The 24,898-nt window shown below is 63.6% G+C and carries 18 protein-coding genes; 7 read left to right on the forward strand and 11 right to left on the reverse strand.

What is annotated here, in order from left to right; translation table 11 throughout:
• Window positions 1–243: 243 nt before the first annotated feature.
• The 4 genes from ACFP9U_RS06035 to ACFP9U_RS06050 all read left to right on the forward strand — a co-directional run bounded on the left by ACFP9U_RS06035 (window position 244) and on the right by ACFP9U_RS06050 (window position 2,825).
• On the forward strand, window positions 244–489 hold the full coding sequence (locus ACFP9U_RS06035; protein ID WP_378619797.1) for a hypothetical protein: 246 nt from the start codon (window positions 244–246) through the stop codon (window positions 487–489).
• Window positions 490–959: 470 nt separating this feature from the next.
• On the forward strand, window positions 960–1,823 hold the full coding sequence (locus tag ACFP9U_RS06040) for an alpha/beta fold hydrolase (RefSeq protein WP_378619798.1): 864 nt from the start codon (window positions 960–962) through the stop codon (window positions 1,821–1,823).
• A gap of 60 nt (window positions 1,824–1,883) precedes the next feature.
• Window positions 1,884–2,363 (forward strand): DUF1772 domain-containing protein, encoded by a 480-nt coding sequence (locus tag ACFP9U_RS06045; protein WP_378619800.1) that lies wholly within the window; start codon window positions 1,884–1,886, stop codon window positions 2,361–2,363.
• A 51-nt stretch (window positions 2,364–2,414) separates the two neighbouring features.
• Window positions 2,415–2,825 carry a VOC family protein gene (locus tag ACFP9U_RS06050; protein ID WP_378619801.1) on the forward strand — a complete coding sequence of 137 codons (411 nt, stop codon included), beginning with the start codon at window positions 2,415–2,417 and terminating at the stop codon, window positions 2,823–2,825.
• Between the two features lie 103 nt (window positions 2,826–2,928).
• Here ACFP9U_RS06050 and ACFP9U_RS06055 read toward each other — a convergent pair whose 3' ends face one another.
• The 8 genes from ACFP9U_RS06055 to ACFP9U_RS06090 form a co-directional block, all read right to left on the reverse strand.
• Complete coding sequence (locus ACFP9U_RS06055) at window positions 2,929–4,167, reverse strand: saccharopine dehydrogenase family protein (RefSeq protein WP_378619803.1); 1,239 nt, start codon at window positions 4,165–4,167, stop codon at window positions 2,929–2,931.
• 38 nt (window positions 4,168–4,205) lie between these two features.
• Window positions 4,206–5,303: a carboxynorspermidine decarboxylase gene (nspC, locus tag ACFP9U_RS06060; RefSeq protein WP_378619804.1), complete on the reverse strand. Its 1,098-nt coding sequence runs from the start codon at window positions 5,301–5,303 to the stop codon at window positions 4,206–4,208.
• Between the two features lie 116 nt (window positions 5,304–5,419).
• The gene (locus ACFP9U_RS06065) at window positions 5,420–6,487 is read right to left on the reverse strand and encodes a methyltransferase (protein ID WP_378619805.1); all 1,068 of its coding nucleotides are present in this window, start codon (window positions 6,485–6,487) and stop codon (window positions 5,420–5,422) included.
• 161 nt (window positions 6,488–6,648) lie between these two features.
• Window positions 6,649–7,473, reverse strand: a complete 825-nt coding sequence (locus ACFP9U_RS06070) for a 4'-phosphopantetheinyl transferase family protein (RefSeq protein WP_378619807.1) — start codon at window positions 7,471–7,473, stop codon at window positions 6,649–6,651.
• Window positions 7,466–8,221, reverse strand: coding sequence for a 2,3-dihydro-2,3-dihydroxybenzoate dehydrogenase (gene dhbA, locus ACFP9U_RS06075; RefSeq protein ID WP_378619808.1), 756 nt, complete (start codon window positions 8,219–8,221; stop codon window positions 7,466–7,468). The genes ACFP9U_RS06070 and dhbA overlap by 8 nt, the downstream gene beginning before the upstream one ends.
• 10 nt (window positions 8,222–8,231) lie before the next feature.
• The gene (locus ACFP9U_RS06080) at window positions 8,232–9,107 is read right to left on the reverse strand and encodes an isochorismatase family protein (protein ID WP_378619809.1); all 876 of its coding nucleotides are present in this window, start codon (window positions 9,105–9,107) and stop codon (window positions 8,232–8,234) included.
• A gap of 12 nt (window positions 9,108–9,119) precedes the next feature.
• On the reverse strand, window positions 9,120–10,748 hold the full coding sequence (locus tag ACFP9U_RS06085) for a (2,3-dihydroxybenzoyl)adenylate synthase (protein WP_378619811.1): 1,629 nt from the start codon (window positions 10,746–10,748) through the stop codon (window positions 9,120–9,122).
• A gap of 36 nt (window positions 10,749–10,784) precedes the next feature.
• Complete coding sequence (locus tag ACFP9U_RS06090) at window positions 10,785–11,960, reverse strand: isochorismate synthase (RefSeq protein WP_378619812.1); 1,176 nt, start codon at window positions 11,958–11,960, stop codon at window positions 10,785–10,787.
• Window positions 11,961–12,036: 76 nt separating this feature from the next.
• Between ACFP9U_RS06090 and ACFP9U_RS06095 the strand changes: the two genes are divergently transcribed.
• Window positions 12,037–16,515 carry an amino acid adenylation domain-containing protein gene (locus ACFP9U_RS06095; RefSeq protein WP_378619814.1) on the forward strand — a complete coding sequence of 1,493 codons (4,479 nt, stop codon included), beginning with the start codon at window positions 12,037–12,039 and terminating at the stop codon, window positions 16,513–16,515.
• Window positions 16,516–16,588: 73 nt separating this feature from the next.
• Window positions 16,589–17,950 (forward strand): condensation domain-containing protein, encoded by a 1,362-nt coding sequence (locus ACFP9U_RS06100; RefSeq protein WP_378619816.1) that lies wholly within the window; start codon window positions 16,589–16,591, stop codon window positions 17,948–17,950.
• Between the two features lie 83 nt (window positions 17,951–18,033).
• Here the strand turns inward: ACFP9U_RS06100 and ACFP9U_RS06105 are convergent, their stop codons facing one another.
• The 3 genes from ACFP9U_RS06105 to ACFP9U_RS06115 all read right to left on the reverse strand — a co-directional run bounded on the left by ACFP9U_RS06105 (window position 18,034) and on the right by ACFP9U_RS06115 (window position 22,239).
• The gene (locus ACFP9U_RS06105; RefSeq protein ID WP_378619817.1) at window positions 18,034–21,021 is read right to left on the reverse strand and encodes a condensation domain-containing protein; all 2,988 of its coding nucleotides are present in this window, start codon (window positions 21,019–21,021) and stop codon (window positions 18,034–18,036) included.
• Between the two features lie 98 nt (window positions 21,022–21,119).
• Window positions 21,120–21,362: a phosphopantetheine-binding protein gene (locus ACFP9U_RS06110; RefSeq protein WP_378619819.1), complete on the reverse strand. Its 243-nt coding sequence runs from the start codon at window positions 21,360–21,362 to the stop codon at window positions 21,120–21,122.
• Between the two features lie 40 nt (window positions 21,363–21,402).
• Entirely contained in the window at window positions 21,403–22,239 is an 837-nt protein-coding gene (locus ACFP9U_RS06115) for a siderophore-interacting protein (protein WP_378619820.1), read from the reverse strand.
• 329 nt (window positions 22,240–22,568) lie between these two features.
• Here ACFP9U_RS06115 and ACFP9U_RS06120 point away from each other — a divergent pair, with 329 nt between their 5' ends.
• Complete coding sequence (locus ACFP9U_RS06120) at window positions 22,569–24,665, forward strand: TonB-dependent receptor (protein ID WP_378619822.1); 2,097 nt, start codon at window positions 22,569–22,571, stop codon at window positions 24,663–24,665.
• Window positions 24,666–24,898: the final 233 nt, after the last annotated feature.

Consider the following 24,898-nt stretch of genomic DNA (forward strand, 5'->3'; position numbering starts at 1 on the left):
TGGATTGCCGCGACAGGCGGTATCGGAAAGGAAATCCAAACAAAGCAGCGTTTTCAGAACAAAGGTTACGCACAAGTATAAAATTATAGAAAAACGTTTGTTATCAATTCAAGAACAAAGAGTTCGTGAAAATCATTATTATCCGACAGGATGGGGGTACATAGATGAAGGTCACTGAGGCGTCTCTATGAAAGTAAAAGAGGGGCGCCCAGGTGCGATTGTTAACACACAGGAGATTAAGGGATGAAGACGATTATCTCTGCCCTTGCATTCGCCGCTGTTGCAACCTCGGCCTTCGCTATCGAGCCCGTCCCCGGCAGCATCACTTATGATGGCCAGCCGCACGTCAAACTCGAGCGGGTCCCCGTCGGCACGACATTCCGGCACGAATTTCACGACAACGGAAGGGTTTACGAGGAAGTCTACATGGTGGATGCCGACCGCAATCTCGAACTGATCAGCCGCAAGATGGGCAGCGAGCAGCGCTAGTTCGCCGGCCCGAGAACCGCAATCGGTGTTCAAAGCGTGATGCGCGGATTCAGTAACTGACAATATCCTTATGCATCCGTGCATGGCGCTGTACGGTACGAGAGGCGCGGCCCTGAAGGGCCGCGCCTTTCTCGTGATCCCGGGGGTCCGTCTTCGCTCAACTTGCCGGCCATCACCTGTAAACGGTCACTGCTGGGCTGACGTCGACCGGCGCGGGCCAGTCTCCTCCCCGCCGTTTGGCAGAGATTTCCGACTGCGGCCGCCGCCATATTGCCGTGGCGGGCAGCCCATGGCCCTCTGAAGGCTGTGCTGTAGGCGCTTTCGGACTCAGGCGATATTCCAAGGCATCGGAAAAATTCGCGCATGCGTGTCGGGATATCCTGGACTCGCTCGTCCTTTTGATGACGACATTCAAGGCGTTGCTCGCGACCGGCGTCGGCAGCGACGCATAATGGAAGAGGAGAAATACGATGTTCCGCACCGCCCTCGTTGTTGCCGCCGTACTGGTTGCCGGCCTCACCGTCGCCCGATCCGAACCGGTGGGCAACCGCGTCGAGGTGAACGGTATGCAGATGTACTACGAGGTTTCGGGAAGGGGTGATCCGCTGATCGTGCTGCACGGCGCCTATATGAACATTCCCTCAATGGGTGAGATCATCCCGATTCTCGCCGAAAGCCACGAGGTCTATGCGCTCGAACTGCAAGGCCACGGCCGCACCACCGATATCGACCGGCCCATCACCTACCAGAATCTCGCCGACGACGTGGCGGTTTTCATGGATGCGGTAGGCATCGATAAAGCCGATGTGTTCGGCTATTCGATGGGAGCGGCTGCGGGCCTTCAACTCGCCATCCGGCATCCGGAGAAGGTGAACAGGCTCGCCGCGGCATCTGTCGCCTACGATGCGGAGGGCTGGCAACCGGCATTGAAGGCGTTTATTCCGCAAATGACGGTGGAGATGTTCCTCGACATGCCCTTCGCCGATCAATATCGCGAACTCGCGCCCGATCCCGACGGCTTCCCCGCCCTGGTCGAGAAGCTGATCGCGCTCGAGCACGAGCCGATGGCCTGGGAGGAGGACGTGAAGGCGCTGAAGACTCCCGTGCTGATCATCACCGGCGACGCCGATATCGCGACGCTGGAGCACTCGGTGTCGATGTTCCGGCTGCTCGGCGGCGGTGTCATGGGCGACATGGGCGAACCGCTTCCCGAATCGCGGCTGGCCGTCATGCCGGCGACCGCGCACACGGCGGTCATTAGGCAGCCCGCGCTGCTGCACGCCTTTATCGAGCCGTTCCTGAATGGTGAAACCCCGAAAGGGATGTTCGAGTAGGGCGAAGACATCACGACGGCCGTCGAACGGCGGCAACAGGTACCCGGAGGCAAGAGGCCGATGCAGATAATCGTCACGATCCTACTGTGGTTCTCGGCAATCGGCTGCGGCCTCCTCGCCGGGCTCTACTTCGCCTTCTCCACATTCATCATGACGGCGTTCGCCCGCATCGACCAGGCGCACGGCATTGCAGCCATGAATTCGATTAATGCGACGATCCTCGGCTCGCTTTTCATGCCGTTCTTCTTCGGGACGACGCTCGCCGGCGCCGTTCTCGCGATCCTCGCCCTGTTTCGCTGGGACGAGCCGGGTGCGGCTGTCATGCTGGCCGGCGGACTGGTTTACGTGATCGGCATGTTCCTGGTCACCGTCATCTACAATGTACCGCTCAACAATGAGTTGACGCGCACCGGCGCGGCTGAGGTCTGGTCGCGTTATCTGAAAGACTGGACCTTCTGGAACCATGTGCGGACCGTTGCCTCGGCGGCGGCGATGGCGCTTTTCATTGCCGCTATCGCCCTTCGCCGGGGTTTGGCCTGATTGCCTTCCGGACAGGTGCAGCAAGTCGACGCAAACCGAAGGAGACCCGCAATGCCCAAGATGCTCTTCCTGAACCTGCCGGTGAAGGATCTTGCCGCCGCAACCCGTTTCTACGAGGCGATCGGTTGCACGAAGAACGAACAGTTCAGCGACCATCGGTCAGCATCGATGGTCTGGTCGGACACGATCGTCTTTCAATTGCTGACCCACGACTACTTCGCCACCTTCACGCCCAAGCCGATCGCCGATTCGAAGACGACGAGTGGAATGCTGATCGCGCTCTCCCGCGACAGCCGCGAGGAAGTGGACGCCATCGCCGAAGCGGCCGCGGCCGCCGGCGGCAGGGCCGATGTCCAGGAGCGGCAGGACATGGGCTTCATGTATGTCCGCACCTTCGAGGATCCCGACGGGCATGTGTTCGAGCCGATGTGGATGGATCCGGCGGCCGTGTCCGGCACCTGATGTGGTTGCCGGACCGGATCGACAGGCAAGCCGCCGGCTTTCCACGGGAGTGAGATGCGGCGCGCAAGCGCCGCAATCAAAATGATGGCTCAACTCGAGCAGATCAGGGCGTGAACGCCCGGTCGCCCTCCGCGTCCTTGATGCGGGTCGGCAGGCCGATCCTGTTCAGCAGGCCAAGGAACGGCTTCGGCGGCAGTTCTTCGACGTTCGCCATCCTCTTCACGTCCCACTCACCGGTGGCGATCAGCATGGCGGCGGCGACCGGCGGCACTCCGGCCGTGTAGGAGATGCCCTGGCTGCCCACCTCGTTGTAAGCATCCCTGTGGTCGGCCACGTTGTAGATGAAGACCTCGTGTTCCTTGCCGTCCCTGGTGCCTTTGACGAAGTCGCCAATGCAGGTCTTGCCTTCATATTCCGGCGCGAGCGAGGCCGGATCCGGCAGACAGGCCTTGACCACCTTGAGCGGAACGACCTCCTGTCCCTCCGCCGTCTTGACCGGGTGCTCGGACAGAAGGCCGATGTTCTTCAAGACCGTGAAGACGTTGATGTAGTGGTCGCCGAAGCCCATCCAGAAGCGCACGTCCGCGCCGTCCATGTTCCTTGCCAGCGAATGCACCTCGTCGTGGCCGCACAGATAGGCCTTGCGCTTGCCGACCACCGGCAGGTCGAACTCCCTGCCGATCTCGAACATCTTGTTCTCTTGCCACTCGCCGTTCTGCCAGGAGTAAACGGTGCCGGTGAACTCGCGGAAGTTGATCTCCGGATCGAAATTGGTGGCGAAGTACTTGCCGTGACTGCCGGCGTTGACGTCGACGATGTCGATATCGGTCACCTTGTCCAGGTACTCGTCCCTGGCGAGGCGGGCATAGGCGTTGACGACTCCCGGGTCGAAGCCGGCGCCGAGGATTGCAGTGATGCCCTTTTCTTCACATTCGGCAGCGCGTTTCCACTCGTAGTTCCCGTACCAGGGCGGCGTCTCGCAGACCTTGTCCGGCTCCTCATGGATGGCAGTGTCGATATAGGCCGCACCGGTGTCCATGCAGGCGCGCAGGACGGACATGTTGATGAAGGCCGAGCCAACATTGATGACGATCTGCGAACCGGTCTTGCGGATCAGCTCCTTGGTCGCCTCGATGTCCAGCGCGTCGAGGGCATGGGCCTCGAGGACGCCCGGCTGCTTCATCGCCTCCTTCTCGTGCACGCTCGCGACGATCGCATCGCATTTGGCCTTGGTGCGCGAGGCGATATGGATGTCGCCGAGAACGTCGTTGTTCTGCGCGCATTTGTGCGCGACCACCTGGGCAACGCCGCCAGCGCCGATGATGAGCACATTCTTCTTCATGTCTCGGGATATCTCCTTCCGTCCAGTGCCACGTCTTATCAGGAGAGGCTTTGTTCATAATCCGCGTAGGTGAACTCGCGGACCGTCCGAATGCTGCCGTCCAGTTCCCTGACGGCGATCGCCGGCATTTTCACGCCGTTGAACCAGTTCTTCTTGACCATGGTGTAGCCCGCCGCATCCTGGAAGGAAACACGGTCGCCCACCTTCAATTCCCGCTCGAAATCGAACTCGCCGAAAATATCGCCCGCAAGGCAGGACTTGCCGCAGACCAGGTAGCGGTGCGGCCCCTTGTTCGGCGTCACCTTGGCGCTTTCCCGGTAGATCAGGAGATCGAGCATATGGGCTTCGATCGAGCTGTCGACGATGGCCAGGTGCTTACCATTGTAGAGGGTATCGAGGACGGTGGTTTCGAGCGTGGTGGACTGCGTGATGGAGGCTTCACCGGGCTCCAGATAGACCTGCACGCCGTATTTGTCGGCGAAAGCCTTCAGCCGGTCGCAGAAGGTCTCGAGGGGATAGTTCTCGCCTGTGAAGTGGATGCCGCCGCCGAGGCTGACCCATTCGACCCTTGAAAGAAGGGCGCCGAAATTCTCCTCGATCTGCCCGAGGATGCGGTCGAACAGCTCGAAATCCTCGTTCTCGCAGTGGTTGTGGATCATGAAGCCGCTGATGCGGTCCATCGCCTTTTCGATCTTCTCCGCGTCCCACTCGCCGAGGCGGGAGAAAGGGCGTGCCGGATCGGCGAGGTCGAAGCTCGAGGAGCTGACCTGCGGGTTCAGGCGCAATCCGCGGACGATCCCGGAAGCCCTGTCGGCGAAGCGGTCGAGCTGCCCGATCGAGTTGAAGATGATCTTGTCCGCGTGGCCGACGACCTCGTCGATCTCGTGATCGGCGTAGGCGACGCTGTAGGCATGCGTCTCCTTCCCGAACCGTTCGTGGCCGAGACGCACCTCGTTGAGCGACGACGAGGTGGTGCCGTCCATGTAGTCGCGCATCAGGTCGAAGACCGACCAGGTTGCGAAGCATTTCAACGCCAGAAGCGCTTTAGCCCCCGATCTCTCGCGCACCTGGGCGATCTTCTCCATGTTTTGGAGAAGCTTTGCTTTGTCGATCAGGTAATACGGCGTTTCGATCATCTGTTCCGGACGTCTTTCTCCTCGGCGCACTGCCGGTTTCCTAACCCAAACCACCCGTCGGCGCCACCTTTGTAAGGGCAGCTCTTTCACAATGCCGGAAGAACGATACGCACGCCCTAAGCACAGAATTTTTGCTTCGGATCTTCAGCGGAACGGCAAAACTCCAGGATGCTGAGCGGAGATTCCGTGGGCGTGACCGAAACGGTGGCGAATCCACTTGAGGCGAACAGCTCGGAAAACTCCTCCGGTGTCCGCTCGCGTCCACCAAGCAGCACCAGCATGAGGATGTCCTGGGCGGACTCCCCCGGCTTCGGCTTGAAAGGATCGCGCATGATGTCCACGACGAAGAGGCGCTCGTGCCCCTTCATCACCGCGCGCGTGTTCGCCAGGATCTGTTGGACGACTTCGTCGTCGAAATCGTGAAACACTCTGCTGAAAATATATGCGTCACCGTTCGAAGGTGTCTTTTCGAAGAACGAGCCGTGTTCCAACGACGCACGATCGTCGGCCATCAGTTCCTTGAACAGCGGATCGAGCGTGTCGTCCGCGCGGGGCAATTCGAACAGCAGACCCTTCGTGCCGGGATTGCGAACCAGAACTTGCGCCAGGAGCGATCCGTCGCCGCCGCCGACATCGACGATGGTCGTTCCTTCCCGGAAGCGCAGATGGCCCACGACGACGCCACCCATGGCCTTCGAGATGGCGCGCATTTCGTCGTCGAAGCGTTTGCGCGCGGCATCGTCTTCGGCAAGCCACGCGAAGAATGAGCGCCCGTGGGCCAGTTCAAAGGCCGGTTTGTTCGTCCGCAACTGTTCGGCGAGCCGCTCCCAGGCGCGCCAGTAGAGGGGATCAAGCTCGAACGTTACCCAGGGGTGCAGCGAATGCGTGTGCCCCGGAACGAGAAAACGCGATGCCGGCAGGTTGAAGTAGCGGCCGTCCTCGTCGCGGCCGAACACCTCCTCGTTGACGAGATGGTCGAGGACGCGCGACAGCAACTCCGGATGGGCGTTGGCCACGCGCGCCAGTTCGTTCGCCGGACGCGGACCTTGCTCCAGAAGCCGGGGGATACCGAGTTCCACCACCGCGCGGATACACTGGGACGTGCGATAAGCGGCAATCTGCTTGAGGAGCTTGATAGGGGGGCTCGACTGCGGCATCGACGGGGCCGGAGCGTCAGGTGGCATGGTGCTCGTTCCTTTCGACTGGGGCCAAGAAAAATCGGGCAGTGTCAGCGAGCCGTGGTTCCCCGGTTCCAGAGAACGCAGAGGCCGAAACTGCCACGGTCACTATGCGGGTAAACATTGATACTGACAAGAAAAACTTGACTATAAAAATCATGTTTAAATCAAACAGGCACGATATGGTCCCTCCGCTGCGCCGTCGGTGCTGCGCCTTCTGCAAGCGGCCGGGCTTGCCCCCGCTCGATCGACACACGTGTGATGAGAAAACCGTCGAGACAACCAAGATGGACGGCGAACTCCTGTCCGCGGCACCATTCCGGGGACAGGTCTCCGGTGAGACGCAGAAGGGCCGTCCCCTCGGAGTCCCATCCCGCGAGTTCCGATGCATCGAAGCCGCAGAACCGGCGGACGATCGGATAAAGCGCCTTGAACAGGCTCTCCTTGGCAGAAAAGGCAAGGCCGACCGTGAAGGCGTCGATGCGCCTGCCGAGACGCGCACGCTCCCGTTCGGTCAGGACCTGTGGCGCGATCTCGCGCGCCTCGGTCTCCGTCAGCATCGTTTCGAGATCGACGCCGAGTCCGCGATAGCGCTCGGACCGTCCGGCAACGGCAATCGCACGGTCCCGGCTGTGCGAAATGGAACCGACGATGTCTTCGGACCAGACCGGTGCCCGGTCTTCCGCTTGACCGGGAAATAAAGTCCTGCCGGTCAACAGACGCAACGCCTCGCCGGCGCAGCGGCGCCCGGCGACGAATTCCGCCAGGCGGCGCGGAGCGGCGCGTGCGATACGCGGCGGGACGTCGAAGTCCGAGGCCTCGAGCGGTCCCGTGTTGCCAGTGTTCCATGAAAAGCGCATCGCCACGCAGCGGCAGTCCGCCGGCTCGTCCAGCCATGGCCAGAACTCTTGGAGCCGGCCTGGTGGGAAGGAGGCGTTCCGCGCGCCGGTCTCTGCGATCATGGCGCCGCAACCGGTCGAAAAATCAGGCACCAAGCGTCGCCCCGCCGTCGACCACCATGTCCTGCAGCGTCACGTGGCCTGCCCGGTCGGACGCGAGGAAGAGCACCATCTCGGCGATGTCGTCCGGCGTGGCGATCTTGCCGAGCGGGATACCCAGCTTGAATTGCTCCGGCAGGCCGGCAAGCAACCGCTCGCGGTCGGCTGGAGACTTGAGCATGCCGCCGAGCATCGGCGTGTCGGTCGATCCCGGCGACACGACATTGCAGCGCACGCCGAAGGACGCCAATTCCAGCCCGACGCAGTGGCTCAAGCTGACCAGCGCGGCCTTCGACGCGCAGTAGGCCGTCATGCCGACGCGCGGCGCGTGGGCGGCATTGGACGCCACGTTGACGATGGCGCCGCTGCGCTGGGCCTTGAAGATCGGGATCCACTGGCGCAGCAGGTGGAAGGGGCCGCCGGCGTTGACGTTCATGCAGGTCTGCCAATCCTCCGGCGTGAGCATTTCGGCATTGCCGAGCCGGAGGATGCCCGCCGCGTTGACCATGATGTCGAGGCGGTTTTCCTCCGCCTTCAGGCGCTCGCTGACGGTCTCGACCTGAGCGGGATCGCCGATGTCGACGGCAAGCAGCCTGAACGGCGTTTCGCCTGTATCCGTTTCGCGGTCGAGGCCCGTCACGTCCGCGCCTTTCTCGACGAAACGCTCGGCGATCCGGCGGCCGATGCCGCCCGCCGCCCCGGTCACCAGAACGCGTTTGCCGGCAAATTGTCGGCCTGCCATTTCCATACCTTCAGGCGGCAAGGCGCTTTTCCTCGATCAGCGTCCACCAGCCGTTAAGGGTCGGCACGCGCGCCAGTTCGTCGAAGCCGACGCTGATGCCGCGCTCCTTCAGTTCGCCGGCAAGTTTCATCACCTGAAGCGAATCGAGGCCGTAGAAGATCAGATTCTCGTCCGGATCGACTTCCGTCTCGTCTTCGTCCTCGATGAGCTGCAGTACCCGCGCCTGCAACCAGTTACGGGTGGTCTCCTGCCGCGGCCCGTTCGCCAGGCTTGCCGTGTCGATAACCGCGCCGCAGCGTGTCGCCACATATTGCAGGGCCATGCGGTGCTCGGCTTCCGAGAAGTCGGCGACCGCGTCCCCGACGAGGAAGGGCTGGACGTCGTTCATGAAGGCGTCAACCGCCGTCACCATGCAGCCGATATGGGCGTAGACCCCGCCGATCACGACCTGATCGCGCCCCCAGGCCCTCATCCGATCGAGGAGATCGGAACGCTGGAACGCGCTGTAGCGCCATTTGGTCAGCACCGTGTCCTCGGCGGCGGGGGCGAGTTCGGCCACCACCTCCTGCAAGGTCGGATCGGCGACGGTGAGCCCCGGTCCCCACATGTCGTTGAGCAGCGCGCGATCGGCGGCCGGCTGATCGTGCGGCTGGGCCGTGTAGATGACCGGAACCGCGTTTTCACGAGCCCAGGCCCGCAGGCCGGCGAGATTTTCGATCAGCCGCGGCAGCAGCTTCCCGCCGGCGTCGTAGTACCGTAGGAAATAGCGCTGCATGTCGTGGATGAGCAGCACGGCCCGCTCGGCCGAGGGCTGCCATTTCGTCTTGTTTGCCGGAAAGCTCTCCGGCTGCGGCATCGGATAATCGGCGATCGTCGGAATGGCCATGGGATACCTCGATCAGGTCAGAGCGGTTGCGGCGGGTCGCGCGAGCTGGTCGCGCAACGTCTTCTTGTCGATCTTGCCGACGGCGGTCAGCGGCATCTTGTCGATGAGGCGGACGCGGTCCGGCAGCTTGTATTCCGCGACGCCGAGGGCGAGCAGGTGCCGCCTGAGCGCCGGTGCCTTTAGGTCCGGATTGTGCGAGACGATGAAGGCGCAGCTCTTTTCGCCGAGCAGCGTGTCCTGCATGGCGACCAGTGCCGCATGCGTGACGTCGGGGTGGAGCAGGATCAGGTTCTCCACCTCCTCGGACGCGACCTTCTCGCCGCCGCGATTGATCTGGTCCTTCACGCGCCCGACGACCCTCAGATAGCCCTCCGGCGTGCGCTGCACGACATCGCCGGAATAGTAGAAGCCCTCGGCGTCGAAGACGCGGGCATTGTGCTCGGGGCTGCGGTAGTAGCCGCGGAACGTGTAGGGTCCCCGGGTTACCAGCATGCCCGGCTCCCCGTCGGCGACTTCACGACCGTCCTCACCGACGATTTTCACCTCGTCGTCCGGGCTGATCGGGCGCCCCTGCGTGGCGAAGACGAGCTCGTCCGCGTCGTCGAGGCGCGTGTAGTTGACGAGCCCCTCCGCCATGCCGAAGACCTGCTGCAGCCGGCATCCGAGCGCCTCGGGCACTTGTTTCGCCAGCGAGTCGGCGAAGCTCGCGCCGCCGACCTGGACGAGCTTCAGCGAGCGGAGAGCATCCCGGTGATCCGGTGCGGCCTGCAGCCACAGCGCCACGGCGGGCGGCACCAGGGCGGCCATGTCGACCGCATGGCGTTCGATCAGGGCGAAGCAGGCCAGCGGTTCCGGATTCGGCGCCATGACGACGCAGCCGCCGGCGTGAAAGATCCCGAGGGCGCCGGGGGAGCTGAGCGGAAAATTGTGCCCTGCCGGCAGAGCGCAGAGAAACCGCGTCCTGGGGGTGAGGCCGCAGATCTCCGCGCTTGCCCGCACACTGTAGTCGTAGTCGTTGTGCGTGCGCGGAATGAGCTTCGGCGTGCCGGTGCTGCCGCCGGAGAGCTGAAAGAAGGCCACTTCGTCGGGTGCTGTGGGCGAAAAGTCTGGACTTTCCTCCGGCGCCGTCCGCATCCAGTGGTCGAGGCCGTTGTCAGGCGACGCCTCATCGTGCAGGAGCGCGAGGGAAAGGCCCGGCGAGACCTTGCGCAGCTCGGTGATAAAGCCGTCGTCGACGAAAAGCTCGTGCCGGCGCGAGGCGATCAGGACCCGCGGTGCGATCTGTCCCGCATAGCCGGTCAGTTCCAGCTTGCGATGGCTGAAGAGCGCATTCACCGGTGCCACGCCGATCTTCAGCAGCGCGAAGAACACGATGTAGAACTCGGCGACGTTCGGCAGCTGCACGAGCGCGGTATCACCTTTGCCGAGCCCCCGTGCAGCCAGGCGTGCCGCGAGATTGGAGGAGAGAATATCAATCTCGGCGTAGGTGAAGTGACGCTCGCTGCAGATCACGGCGGTCGCCTCGGGGCGCAGCCGCCGCTGCTCGGCAGGTATCCGGGTCAGCGGCTCGTTGATCCAGTAGCCTTTTTCGCGGTACCGGTTGGCCAGTTCCTCCGGCCAGCGTTGGAACTCGATCGTCATGTCTCTCACCAATTGGTCGGCAGGGTTTGTTCGGTGTCAGGCGGCGAGGCCGCAGGCGCTAAGCATGGTGCCGAGCTTGGTCTGCACCTCGGCCCATTCGGAGTCGGGTTCAGAAGCCTCGACGATGCCGGCGCCGGCGAAGAGGCGCACGGTGTCGCTCTTGACGATGCCGCAGCGGATCGTCACCACCCATTCGCCGTTGCCCTCCGCATCGCACCAGCCGACCATGCCGGTAAAAAGGCCGCGCTCGAAGGGTTCGACGAAGTGGATCAGGCGCCGGGCCCGCTCTGTCGGAAAGCCGCATACGGCCGGTGTCGGATGGAGCAGGCAGGCAAGCTGCAGCGCCGACGCCGACGGATCGCTCACGCGGCCCTCCAGTCTCGTGGAGAGATGCCAGAGCGCGGCCGTGTTGATGAGCGACGGCCGCTCCGGCACGTGGAGCTCTGCACAATGCGGCTCCAGGAGCCTGCGAATATCCTGGACCACGAGGCTGTGCTCGTACTGGTCCTTTTCCGATTGCACGAGACGTTCGGCATTGGCCTGATCGGCCTCGGGATCGGACATGCGCTTGGCCGATCCCGCAAGAGGGTTGGAGACGATCCGGTCGCCTTCCTTGCGCATCAAGAGTTCGGGGCTGACGCCGACGAGTTCCCCGCCATCGGGCAACGGCACGCGGAACTGGTGCCCCTCGCGGTTCTGGGCGCGCAGGCTGGCGAGCAGCCGTTCAACGTCCACACTGCCGGAGAACGTCAGCTCCCGCACCACCGAAAGCACCGCCTTGCGCACGTCGCTGTGACGGAAATTGACGATCGCGTGCTCGACGGCATGCTTGAAACCGTATTCGTCGGGCAGGCTGCGCTGGGCAACCAGGCCCGGCATCTCTGCGTCCACCGCTGCGCGGGCGGTCGTGCGCTCACACCACGCGTAATGCTCCGGCACGTAAAGGCAGGTGGCTTCGCCGAGATCGAAGGGGATGGCGCCGATGACGATGGGGTTGTCCTGACCGGCCCGTCGGGCCCGGGCGAAGGCACTCGCAAGGGTCTCCTGGAAGCCACTCTCGCTGTTGTGGCCGCCGAGCGCGGGAGCGGTGATTCGTTCACGGATACCACTGGCGCTGAGTTCGCGATCCCCCGAGGTGAAGAGCAGATTTCCTTCGCTGCAAGGCAGCTCCGCTGCGTCTGCGTGATCGATCCTGAGAGTTCCTGTTTGCATGGAACATCTCCTCCGATGGTTGACGGTGGCTAATACTTGAGTATCGTAATCATGTTTTGTCAATCACAGAGTTTCGATGAGAGAGTTGACGCCAATGCAGGCCGCCTACTGGGTGGGCCACCGGTCTCGATCCGCCCTCGGTGGCGTCGCCGCGCATCTCTATGCGGAGTTCGATGGCGGGAATGTCGATCCCGGGCGGCTGCAGCGCGCGGTTGACCGCCTGTGTCTGGTCCATCCGATGCTCAGGTTGCGCGTCGATACTGCCGGCCTTCAGGACATCGACAATCGAAGCAAGTCGCTCCGCGTCTCGGTCGACGACCTCAGCCATTTGCCGCCGGCGGCGCTCGAAGAGCAGCTCGAGGCGAAGCGCCGAACATGGAGCCACCGGCAGCCCGATCTCGCCTCCGGTCAGGCGGCGGCTTTCGGACTGAGCCTCCTGCCCGGCGGTGCCAGCCGGCTTCACGTGGATACCGACATGATCGCCGTCGACCCGGCCAGCTTCCGGATCGTGATGGAGGATCTCGCCCGTTTCTACGACGACCCGGAAACGCCTGACGAAGCGGCCGCACCAGGCTTCTTCGACTGGCTCGACCGTATGAATGCCGACGCCGACCTCAAGCGACGGTGCGAGCGCGATCGGCGCTGGTGGCGCGTCCGCCTCGCCGAAATACCGCCGGCACCGGCTCTGCCGCTGCTGGAAGGCGAGGGCGCGGCGGCACCCCGCAGCGACCGCCTGGCGGCGCGGCTTTCGCCCGAGGAACGGGATTCGCTCTTCCAAACCGCCCGCCGGCGCCGTCTGACCAGTTCCACCCTGATGCTCGGCCTGTTCGCCGCCGCCCTTGGCCGCGCCACGAAATCGGAGCGTTTCCGCCTCAACGTGCCGATGTTCTGGCGTCCACCGTTGATCGAACAGGTGGACCGGATCGTCGGTGAATTTTCCAACGTCCTCATCCTCGGGGTGGATCTCGCTTCGCCGGCAACGCCGGCCGCGCTCTGCGAGGGGCTCGGCGCCCAGATGACCGATCTGCTGTCCCACTCGGCCTATCCGGGCGTCAGCGTCATGCGCGATCTCTCGCGCCAACACGGGGCGATGGAACTGTCCCCGGTCGTCTTCACCGCGGGCCTGGACGTCGCCGGCGGTGAGCTCCTGTCAGAGCGGGTCACCCGGACCTTCGGTACGATGAACTGGGTGATCTCGCAGGGCCCCCAGGTCGCCCTCGACGCGCAGGTGGCCTCCGCCGATGGCGGCATGCTGATCAACTGGGACATCCGGCTCGACGCACTTCCCGAGGACTGGGTCCGCGAAATGTTCGACAGTTACGTCTCTCTCGCCCGGCGGGTCGCCGCAAACCCGGATTTTCTCGACACACCGCTGCAGGAAATCCTTGCCCGCTCAGCGCAACCCGACCGGGCACCAGAATCCGTCGAGCCGCCGCAGACCGGAGAAGATGGCATGGAAACAGCGTTGACGCCCCTCCAGCGCGCCTATCTGCTGGGCCGCGGCGAGCATCTGCCGCTCGGCGGGGTCGCCATGCAGGAGTTCCGCGAATATCGCGGACGCATCGACTTTGCCGCGTTGCCGGCGCGTCTTCTCGACCTCGTCTGTCGCCATGAAAGCCTGCGCACGCGCATCGACAACCAGCGGCTGCTCCAGCGTGTATCGCCGGAACCAGTGGTGAATTTCGAAGAGATTGACCTGAGCGAATTGCCACGCGCCGAAGCGCTCCGACGGATAGACGATCTTCGCGAGGACTATGCGCACCAATTGCTCGATCTCGACCGTCCGCCCTGGCAGGTGACCGCCTTCCGGTCGCCGGAGCCCAATGCGGACGATCCGGGCGCAGAGACCGGTGTCGTATTTCTTCTTTTCGACGCGCTGATCCTGGACGGCCGGTCGATCGCCTCGCTGATCCTCGAACTGTTCGGCGAAGAAACGCTGCCGACCGAAACCGCCGGCGCACCTTCGCCCGCGCCGGGACCGGCCGCGAAACGCAGCGAGGATGCGGCCTATTGGACGGAGAAGCTGCGGTCCTTCGAAGGGCCGCCGCAATTGCCCTGGAGAAAGCCGCTCGAGACGATCAGGGTCTCCCGCTACGCGCGGCAAAGTCTGATCGTCGGGCGTGAGAGGTTTGCGAAGATCTCCCGTATCGGCGCCAGGGAGCGTCTTTTCAAGAACACGGCCCTGACCGCGGTCCTCCTCGAGACGCTGTCGCGCTGGCTCGAGGAAGGCGCGCTTTGCGTCGGCGTTCCGGTCGCGCCACAGGACGCCGGTCCTCTCGCCAACCGTTCGACCTTCGTCGCGGTGAACTGGGACATCCGTCAGGGCAGCTTAGCCGAGCGTGCCCGCGCGCTGCAGAGCGACATACTGGAGGGGCTCGAACACCTGTCCTTTTCGGGCATCGACATTAACAGGCTCCTGATGAACACCCATTCCGGTGGGCCGGTGCTGCCGGTAGTCATCACCAATGGCCTGTCCTGGCCGGCGCTCGGCCGGGAGAGTTCGGTTCAACTGCACGCCGGGCTGACCCAGACCCCGCAGGTGGCGATGGATATCCGCTTTTCGGCCGACGGCGGGGGCAATCTCATCCTCGATATTGATCATGCCCGCGAGGCGATCGATTCCACGATTGTGTCCGATATTCTCGCGGCCATCGACCGGGCAGTGGAAGCGATTTGCGCGGCAGGTGGGCTCGAATTCTCCGCGCGGGATGTCCTCGACCACGGGCACTATCGGCTGAACGGCGCGGAAGGGGACTTCTCCTGCAGCGGGTTCCTGAAACGCATCGCCGACAACCTCTTCGACGCTCAACCGGACAAGGACGCGCTGATCTGCGGCGCCGGACGCCTTTCCTATGCCGACCTCGGCGATCGTGTCGGCAGGGTCATGGCTTCGCTTTCCGCGCGCGGCATCGGTAAGGGCAGTGTCGTCGCGATCTGCCTGCCGCGCAGCCCCGAGCACACGACCGTCACGCTCGCCTGTGCCTTGATCGGGGTGATCTGGGTGTCGATCGATGCGGCTTCCCCGGTCGACCGGTTGCGCTACCTGCTCGACAATTGCCGCCCCGATCTCGTGATCTCGCCGGGCACGGTCGACCATTTCGAATCCGCGACGCCCGAGGCGCTTCTGGCGGGCGAAGCGCCGGCCAACCCGTGGGCGCTCACGTCCCCGCTCGAGGAACTCTCTTCGAGCGAGGAGCCCGCCTATTATCTCTATACCTCGGGCACCACCGGCAAGCCGAAATGCGTGGTTCTTTCCAACAAGGCGACGTCCAACGTGATCGGCCGCACCCTGGAGGACTGGGCGATCACCGGACGCGACGTCTTCATCTCGGTAACGCCGCTCCATCACGATATGTCCGTGTTCGACGTGTTCGGCTGCCTCACCGCCGGCGCGACGCTCGTGCTGCCCACGCGTGAGGAGGAAAAGGATGCCATCGGCTGGAACCGGCTCGTCGCCGAGCACGGCGTCACCATCTGGTGTTCCGTTCCCGCCATTCTCGAAATGCTGCTCTCCTGCCGGCGCGGCGACGAACTGAAATCGCTGCGGCTCGTTGCGCAGGGCGGCGACTACATCAAGCCGGTCGTCATCGCCGAATTGCGCCGGCTGGTGCCGGAGATGCGCTTGTTCTCCCTCGGCGGGCCGACGGAGACGACCATCTGGAGCATCTGGCACGAAATCGGCCCGGAAGACGTCGACCGCGTTCCCTATGGCCGCCCGCTTCCCGCCAACCGCTATTTCGTGCTGAACGATCTGGGCGAACATTGCCCGGCCGGGGTCGTCGGCCGCATCCATACGGCCGGCGTCAACGTCGCCCTCGGCTATCTGGAAGACGGCGTCCTGACCCAGAACGACTTCGTGACCGTCATGGACGAGAGAGGCGTGCCGGTTCGCGCCTTCCGCACCGGCGACCGCGGGCGCTACCGCCAGGACGGCAACATCCTCTTCGCAAGCCGCGTCAATGGTTACGTCAAGGTCCGCGGTGTCAGGGTGTCATTGCCCGACATCGAGAACGAGCTTGCAAGGCACACCGCCATTCGCGGCGTGCTGGTGGTCGACTACGGCGTCGAGCATCGCGGCGAAGCCGCGGTCGGCGCACTCTACGTGCCGGAGCCCCAATCCGCCCTTCAGGCCTCTGACCTGCGCGGCTTCGCCCGGCTGCGTCTGCCCGAGTCGCATGTCCCGACCCGCTTTTTAGAGGTCGAGGAATTGCCGCTCTCCGCGAACGGCAAGCCCGACCGCCGCCGCGCCCGCGAACTTCTGACGTCGGCGGCCGATGGCGCCGCTCCGGCAATCGAAATCGCCGCGCCCGCTCCGGGGCAGCAAAGAGGGCGCCGCGTGCTCGAGATCTATCTGAGCGTGCTCGGCAAGGCGAGGGCTGCGGAAGTGGACGATACGACCGACTTCATGGCGATCGGCCTTCTGCCGTCGCACCTGAAGCCGATCTCCATGCGGATCCGCGAGGAATTCGGCGTCGAGCTTGCACCGCAGCAACTGGTGCGCTGCCGCAATGCCCGCCAGGTCGAGCAGCTGTTTGCCAGCCAGGGCCGACGATGATCCCGACCCGACCGCCGCGAACATCAACCAGCAGCGGGTCCTCCGATTCACCAAGGTTGCGAGGAATTTCTTCATGTCAGAGATCGAGATTGCCGGTGGATGGATGCCGCTGACCTTGGGTCAGCTCGACTTCTGGGAGGAGTTCTCCTCTCACCCGGACCTGCCTCTCTCCACCGTCGCGCACTATCTGGATATCGAGGGTGATGTCGATGAAGACGCACTGGTGCGGGCGATCGCGCAGACGGTGCGTGAAGCGGAGGTGCTGTCGGTGCGTTTCCGGCGGGGTACCGGCGGGCAGGGCCCGCAGCAACGCTCTGATCCGCGCCGGGCACCCATCGTGGAGCATATCGATCTGTGCGCCTTTCCCGATCCGTTCGCGGAGGCCGAGAGGTTGATGGATGCCGACGTGCGTGCAAAGCTCAATCTTACCACCGACAAACTGTCCGCACAGTTGCTCTTCCGCCTCGGCGAGAAGCGCTATCTCTGGTATCTCCGCGCCCACCATATCGTCGTCGACGGCTACGGGCTCGCTCTCATCGAGCAGCGTTGCGGCCAGCTCTACCGTCATTTCCGCGGCCGTGCCGAGGCCGGCCATCCCTTCCATTCCTTCGCAAGCTTCCTTGCCGAGGAAGACGCCTATCGCGGCAGTCGCCGCTGGGAGGCGGACCGTGCCTTCTGGTCCGAGTATCTCGACCTGCCGGTCGATCTGCCTGTTCTCGACAGGGGCGGCGAGGACTACGGCGAACCGGGGCTTCACCATGGCGCCGCACTTCCCGACGCCATCTGCCGGAACCTTCGGGCGACAGCGTCTTCGGCCAAGATCGGCTGGCCCGACCTGCTCGTCCTTCTGTCGGGGGCTTATCTCTATGCCACCATGCCCCGGCAAAGCGCCGGTGACCGCGACGTCCTGACACTGTGGCTGCCCTTCATGAGCCGTTGGGGAAGCGTCGGCGCGCATCTTCCGGCCATGCTGGTCAACATCCTGCCCTTCCATCTGTCACTGGATCCGCAGGAGACATTGCGTGCCTTTCTTGCCCGGAGCGTCGGCGTGCTCCGGAAACAGCGGCTGCACGGCCGCTATCGCATCGAGCAGATCGCCGCGGATCGCGGCGTCCCGAAGAACAGCCGCTTCTTCTTCTCGCCGCTCATCAACGTGCTGCCCTTCAGCTCCCCCGATTTCGGGGGATGCCGCGTGACCCGCCACATCCTGGCGAGCGGACCGGGCGACGGCTTCAACCTGACTTTTCGGGGAGAAGACGACGGCAGCCGCCTGACGCTTTACATCGACGCCGACCCGGCGATGACGGGCCGGGACGCGTTCGAGCGGCACACCCGCGACCTGCCGGCCTTCCTCGAGCACTGCCTGTCGCCGGAGGCGATGGACCGCCCGGTTGCCGACCTTTGGAGCAATTTCATCTCTGTCGATTGCTCCTGAGGGAAGGTCCGCACCTGTGCAACCCGCCCTCATCCTGAGCCTGTCGAAGGACGAGGGCGGTTCTCTGTCCGCCCCGACTTAATTCATTCCGCCTCTGGTGCCACCGGTTCCAGCTCGGCAAGCACCACGTCCGAGGCACTGGGGCGGGAGAAAAGGGCGAAGACGTTGCGTGTCGTGCTGCGGATCAGTTCCACCTGCTCCGGTCGATAGTGGTCGGCGCGATAGCTCATCAGCACGCGGATTGCGCGTTCCTCGCCGATGGTTTCCTCCATCACCTCGAACTGCAGTCCGAGCAGCGATTCCTGCTTGTCCGGGTCGATCTGACGGAATTCGAGGCGTCCGCCGTCGGGTGTCGGCAGCGCACCGTTCAGCTTGTTCTTGGCGTGGATCTGGATGAATACCTCGAACAGATGGTCCCTGCCGGGCGTCATGCCGAGCGCTTCCTCGACGAGGTCGATCGGGATGTCCGTATGCGGCATGGATTCATTGATCGTGTTCTTCACCGTGGTGATCAGTGCGCCGACCTTCATTCCGTCCGTGAACCGCACGCGATGCGCCACCACCGTGGTGAAATAGCCGATGGTGTCGAAGAAGTCGGGATCGGTACGGCCCGAGGCGGAGGTGCCGACAACGAGCTCGTCCAGCCGGCCGAGCGTGGCAAGTGAAGCGGCAATCGCCGCATAGGCCACGTTGAAGAGCGAGGCGCTGTTCTCCCTGGCGAGCGTATAAAGGCCCTCGCAGATTTCGCTTTCGAGCTTGAATTCGACCCAGCCGCCGGCGGGCGATGCTTCGCCGTCCCGGTCACCGGCCGCCGTCTGGCCCTCGAAAAGGGGCAGGCCGTGCGGCGCATCCCGCAGCATGTCCGTCCAGTAGGCGAGGTGGGCGGCATCGACGCCGCTCGCATTCTGCAGCCGTGCGAAGTCCTGGAAGGCGCGCGGGCTCGTGGCCCAAGCCGGCTCCGTGCCGGCGGCGCGGGCGCGATAAGCCTCGGCCAGTTCGTCCATCATGAGGTTGACCGACCATTCGTCGAGCACGATGTGGTGGAACAGGAAGGAAAGGATCTGGCGCTTGGTCGCGGGGTCAACCATGAAGCGGAGCCTTATCGGCAGTTCCCGGGCGAGATCGAAACGGTGGCCGGCTTCCTGATGTCGGTCGACGTCTTCGCTCTCCTTGCTCGACCAGAACCATTTGTACCGCGGCAGCTCGTACATCGGCACAACCTGTTGGCGGACGTCTTCTCCTTCCATGACGAACAGCGTGCGAAGCCCAGGATGCCGCTCGAGAATGTCGGTAAAGGCACATTCGAACACGTGCTCGTCCACAGGGTCGAGGAATTCGAGTGCGAAGGGAATGTTGAAGATCTCGTTGAAGCCGAAGGCCGCATATGCCTTCCACAGCGACATCTGCGCAAGCGAAAGCGGCGCGATTGAGGAGGAATTCGCGGCGTCGGCCAACGAAGAGGCAGAGGCGGTCGCGTCCGTGAGTTTCGCATGCCGCGCGAGCGAGGCAGCGGTCGGATAGCTGAACAGGTCGTTGAAATGCACCTCGATACCGTGGTCGCCCAGGAGGCGACCGATGATGCGGGTTGCGATCAGCGAATGGCCGCCATGGTCGAAGAAGTCGTCGTCGGGGCCCATCTCCGGCGAAGCCAGGGCCTCTCGGAATTCGGAAAGGATGAGGGCAGTGACCGCCTCGCCGTCCGCCGGGTTCCGACCCGGGGATGCAGCGGCGGTCGCGTCGGCCTGTTTCGGCCCGCGCACGAGCGAGAATGGGAAAATGGCCCCTTCGGCGCCGGTCACAGCCTTGCCCCTGACGAAGTCGGTGAAACGTTCCAGCAGAAAGGCGCCGGCGTAAGGGGAGACGGCCTGTCCCGTCACGAGCTCGAGAATGGTCCTGCCTTCGGCGTCGAGGCCCACGGCCAGTGCGAGGTCGGGGCGCGTTTCGAGCGTCGGCATGGGAAGGCGTTCGACGGTGACGGAGCGCGGTGCGAAGAAACGGCGGGGATCCGTGAGCCAGGCAACGTGGGCCTGAGGAAGACTTGTCTCCGGTGCGGTTCGCATTCCACCGGAAGCTTCTGTTTGCTGGGCTTCCAGATGGGCCGCAACACGCGCCGCAGCGTCGGCGACCGGCAGGTCGCGCTCCACGACGAGGTGCAAGAGGTCCGGCGGAGCGAGGAGGCCATGGTCGCCGAGCCGCGCCTCGGGCTGGCGTGGCAGGACGAGGCCGATCTTCGCGTGCCCGCCAAGGTCGCAAAGGAAATGGGCGAACTGCACCGAAATGGTGGCAAGGAGTCGCAAAGCGTCGGGCGGTGAGCCGGCAAGCCCGTTCAAGGAGTCTGTTTCGACGACCGTGCCGTAGCGCAAGGCGACCCGCTGTTTCGCGGGATTTGCCCTGGACTCGCCGAAATCGATGACTTCGATCTGCATGTCCGGTTCGCCTCGACGGATCCAGTCGACAGGTGCCGGATAGTCCGTTTCAGTCGCGGGCGCCGCGGTTTGGCGCATGACGGCCGGTTGCAGCGGGTCGCCATTATAGGCGCGGGTAAGGTTGTCCAGCACGTTCTCGGGAGAGCAGGCCTCGTCGAGGATCCGGTGCATGAGAAGGGCAACAACGACTTCTCCGCGTCCCAGGATCAGCAGGACCTTGAAGGGCGGCTCGTGTTCGGGATGCCAGGGCGCTGCCTGTCTGGCGAGTATGGTTTCGACCGCTTCTCGTCTGGAATCGGCGCTGAGGACTTCCAGATATTGTCCCTCGTCTCCGTTAAAGTGTTTGTGCAACTCGCCATCGTCATCGAAGCGGTAGCGGGCATTGAGATCGGGCATGGCGCGGACGAGGGTCTGGACCGCGTGCACGAGTTTCGCGATGTCGGGCCACCCGCCCAGCCGATAGGCCAGGATACGCTTGAAGACAGCATCCGGGTCCTGCTGCTGGGCCAGCCACGTGCGTTCTTCGTGCTCGGAAGGCCGTTGCGCCTCTTCCGCGGCCCGCACTTCTGCGGCAGGCTCCTCGAATGTTTCATTGAAGCGGCGCAATTCATTGCGCGCCAGCAGGCGATCGGAATGTCCAGCCATCTCTATCTCCCTTGCTCCGGCCGCACGCCGGATCGTCGTTGCCCCGCGGCCCGCCCAGAGCGGCCGAAAGGGGTGGCGCTCAGCAAGCCGTGGCGGTGTCACGCCTCTTTGGGGCCGGAGTTCCGAAGCCGGCAAAGCAGCGCCTGCCACGCGCCGAGCGACGGTTCGCGAGCGAGGTCGGCATAGTCGAGCTGCGTTCCCGCGATCTGCGATAACGCCGATACGAGACGCATGATCGCCAGCGAGTGCAGACCCACCTCCATCAGGTTCGTATCCGCAGCCAGATCTCCGAACTCCTTATCGAGAACCCGGGAGAGCTCGCCGCGTATCTGCTCCATCATCCGCGTCTCCGTCATTTCGTGATCGCCCGGCGCCGTATACTCAGTCGTCGAAGTGATCGTGGATGCCGGTCGCGCCGCGCCGCCAGTAGCCCGAGGCGCGCATCCACTTCGGGTTGGCGCCACGGTTCTCGATGAGGAATGAACGCAATTCCTTGGCGATCCGCGATTCGCAGGCGATCCAGGTAAAGAAATCCCCCCCGGGCAGGGTGAGCGCCTTCAGCGATTGCTGAAGGATCCGGCTTTCGCCGGCAGGTTCGCCCTTGCGATGAACCCATGCGACGGTCGCCTCGGCCGCGGTTTCGAGCGCGATCTCGTCTTCTGCGCCGTCGATTTCGATCAGTGCCACCGCGCGTGTGCCCGCCGGCAGTTCCTCCAGCCGCCGCGCCAGCGCCGGCAGGCCGGTTTCATCGGCGATCAGGAGATGCCAGTCGAAATCGAGCGGAAAGACGAAGGAGCCCCGCGGTCCGGCAATCCAGGCGCTGTCGCCGGTGCTCACCGAACGCGCCCAGTTGCTGGCCGGCCCGTCGTGGTGGAGCGCGAAATCGATCGCCAGTTCACCCTTCGCCGCGTCGTGGTGACGCGGCGTGAAATCGCGGGCGATCGGCTTGCGGTCCTTCGGCATCTCCAGCCCGTTCGGTCCGACGAAGGGCAGTACCGGCTCCGCCTCGCCCGGTTCCGGAAAGAACATCTTGACGTGGTCGTCGAATCCCAGGCTGACGAAACCTTCGAGTTCCGGCCCGGTCAGTGTCAGGCGCACCATCGCGTGGTTGATCTGCTCTACGCGCTCCACGTTGAGACGACGCAACCGAACGGGGTGGCGGTGGCGCTCCGGGGTGCGCGTGGCCGGCTGCGCGCGGATGCTTTGCGGCATGCTCATCGTACCAATTCCTTTCAGGAAGTTCTCGGCCGGACCGACTTCGCGGCATTCTCTGCCTCTGGCCGGCAGCGGTGGGCGAGGCCGAGTGTCATGATCAGCGGGAGATTCAATGCGGATTTGAGCCACATCAGCCTTGTCTGAAGTGCTGCCGTCGATGCGGGAACCATAGCAAGGGGTGCGCGTCCTCGCAATATAACTTGCCTCAAAAACTCAAGTTTATATTGACAGGGAAGGAGGCCTTATGCATTTGAGGAGACACGATCATTCATTTGCGCGAGCCAAGGGTCCCGTCTCCAGCCAGCGTTCTTGCTCGGGGATTCGGGGGAATCATGTCGTCAAATCTTGTCAGGATCTTGGGCCGTGGCGTCAGCGCGCTTTCGCTCCTGTCCGCATTCGCTGCGCCTGCGTTCGCTCAGGAGGCGGCATCCACCTCCGACCGCGTGACGGTGCTCGACGTCATCACGGTCAAGGGCGAGGGCGTCGAACGCAGCATTTTCGACACGGCGACCTCCGTCGAGGTGGTCACGGAAGAGGATATCGAGGAGAAGGTCGAGGCAGCCCACGTCTCCGACGTGGTCCGGGGCATTCCGAACGTTCTTTACACGGACACCGTCAGTGCGCCGGTGTTCCGCGGCGTTGACGGCCAGGGCCCCAACTTCGGCTCAGGCGCATTCTTTGGCGGCACCGTTCCGCGCGCCCGCATCAATGTCGACGGCCACAACCTGTCTTTCTACGAATCCGTCTTTGGTGCGAGCTCGATCTGGGACGTCGAGAGTGTCGAAGTGTTCCGCGGACCGCAGACGACCACCATGGGCGCAAACAGCGTCGCCGGCGCCGTCATCGTAAAGACCAAGGATCCGACATTCACGCCCGAAGGCGAGGCGCAAATCGAGTACGGCAGCCGCAACAAAAAGCGCGTCTCGGCCGTGGTTTCAGGGCCGCTCACGGACGATTTCGCGGCACGATTGGCACTCGACTACAGCGGTCGCGACACCTTCATCGACTACACGAACCCGAATTTTGCGAAGGGCAATACGGACCAGGATTTCGAGACCTTCAACGGGCGCCTGAAGCTGCTTTGGGAGCCGGCGGAAATTCCCGGGCTCGAGGCGAAGCTGACCTTTTCGCACACCAAGCTCAACCGCCCGACGTCGGAAGCCGCCTATCCTCCCTACGAGGATCTGGACAACAATACCGTCTCCATGCCGAGCTATGACACGCGCGTTAGCACCGGCGTTCTGGATATCGGGTACGATTTCGGCAACGACGTCAAACTGACCAACCAGTTCCAGTACTCGCAGGGAGACATCACCCGCGAGGTCGAGCCCTGGACGAACGGCGGCGCCACCATCGACTATCGGGATGTCTCGAACGAAACCCGGATCAATTTCGGCACCGACGACTCCACCTGGAGCGGCGTTGCCGGCATTTACTACAGCCATGTCGTCTCAAACGACACGCTCTACCTGCGCGGCGTTTCCGACTTCGACGACACGAAGGACAGTCTCGGGCTCTTTTCGGAGGTCACTTGGCGCTTTGCCGAGCGCTGGGCGCTGACCGGCGGGCTGCGCTATCAGTTCGACCACATCCAGCGCAGCGGCAGTGCTCCCGGCTTTGCACCCGGCGAGATTCTGGACTTCGATGAGAATTTCGATGCACTCCTGCCCAAGATCTCCCTCGCCTACGACCTGACACCGGACGTGACGGTCGGGGCTCTGGTAAACCGTGGCTATAATCCAGGCGGCGCCGGTTTGAGGTTTGCGACTGCCAGCTTCTACACATTCGAGCCCGAGACGCTTTGGAATTACGAACTGTTCGCCCGCGCGCGCCTGCTCGACGACCGGCTGACGCTGAGCGGCAACCTGTTCTATACCGATCAGCGCAATTCGCAGCGCGTCGTGCCCGACTATCTCAATGGACGGCTGTTCGGGAATGTTGTCGTGAACGCGGAAAAGGCAAGGTCCTACGGCCTCGAGGTGAGCGCCGACTACCAGGTCCTCGACACGCTTCGCATCCGGGCCTCGGCGGGCCTTCTCGAGACCGAGATCATCGAGTTCAACTATCCTTCCGCGGACATTCAGGAAGGCAACGAGTTCGGCAAGGCACCCGGTTACATGGTCAGCCTCGGCGCGGACTGGGACATCACGCCCGAGGTCCGGCTCAGTGGCGAGGTCTATCATACGGACGGGTATCACTCGACCGACAACAACGACCCGGCCTACTGGGTCGACTCCTATACGGTGGCCAACGCCCGTGTCGCCTATTCGCCGAACGAGAACTTCCAGTTCTACGGCTTCGTCAACAATATCTTCGATGAGCGCATGCCCACCTGGAAGTATGATGACCGCTCGGCCAGCGGGATCGCCATCGTCGGCTCCATGCTGGAGCCGCGCACATTCGGCGCCGGGATGAAGGTAAGGTTCTGACCCCCATAAACTTCCGACACCAGTCGGCGGGCCGTCTTCCGGCCCGCTTTTTTTATGATGCCGACCCCGCTGTTGAATTCAACAGTCAAATGCAGTGAGGCACGCCAGAAGGCAGCTATTTGGGGCTTCGCGCGTGTATAAGACAAGTTCAGCGCGCAGGTGAGAAGTGCAGCGAGTTGCCGCGAACAGAAGACACGTGAAGTGTTTTCATGGTTCATCGGTCCGGCAGGAAT

The organism is Nitratireductor sp. GCM10026969 (assembly GCF_042660605.1).
GTDB lineage: Bacteria > Pseudomonadota > Alphaproteobacteria > Rhizobiales > Rhizobiaceae > Chelativorans.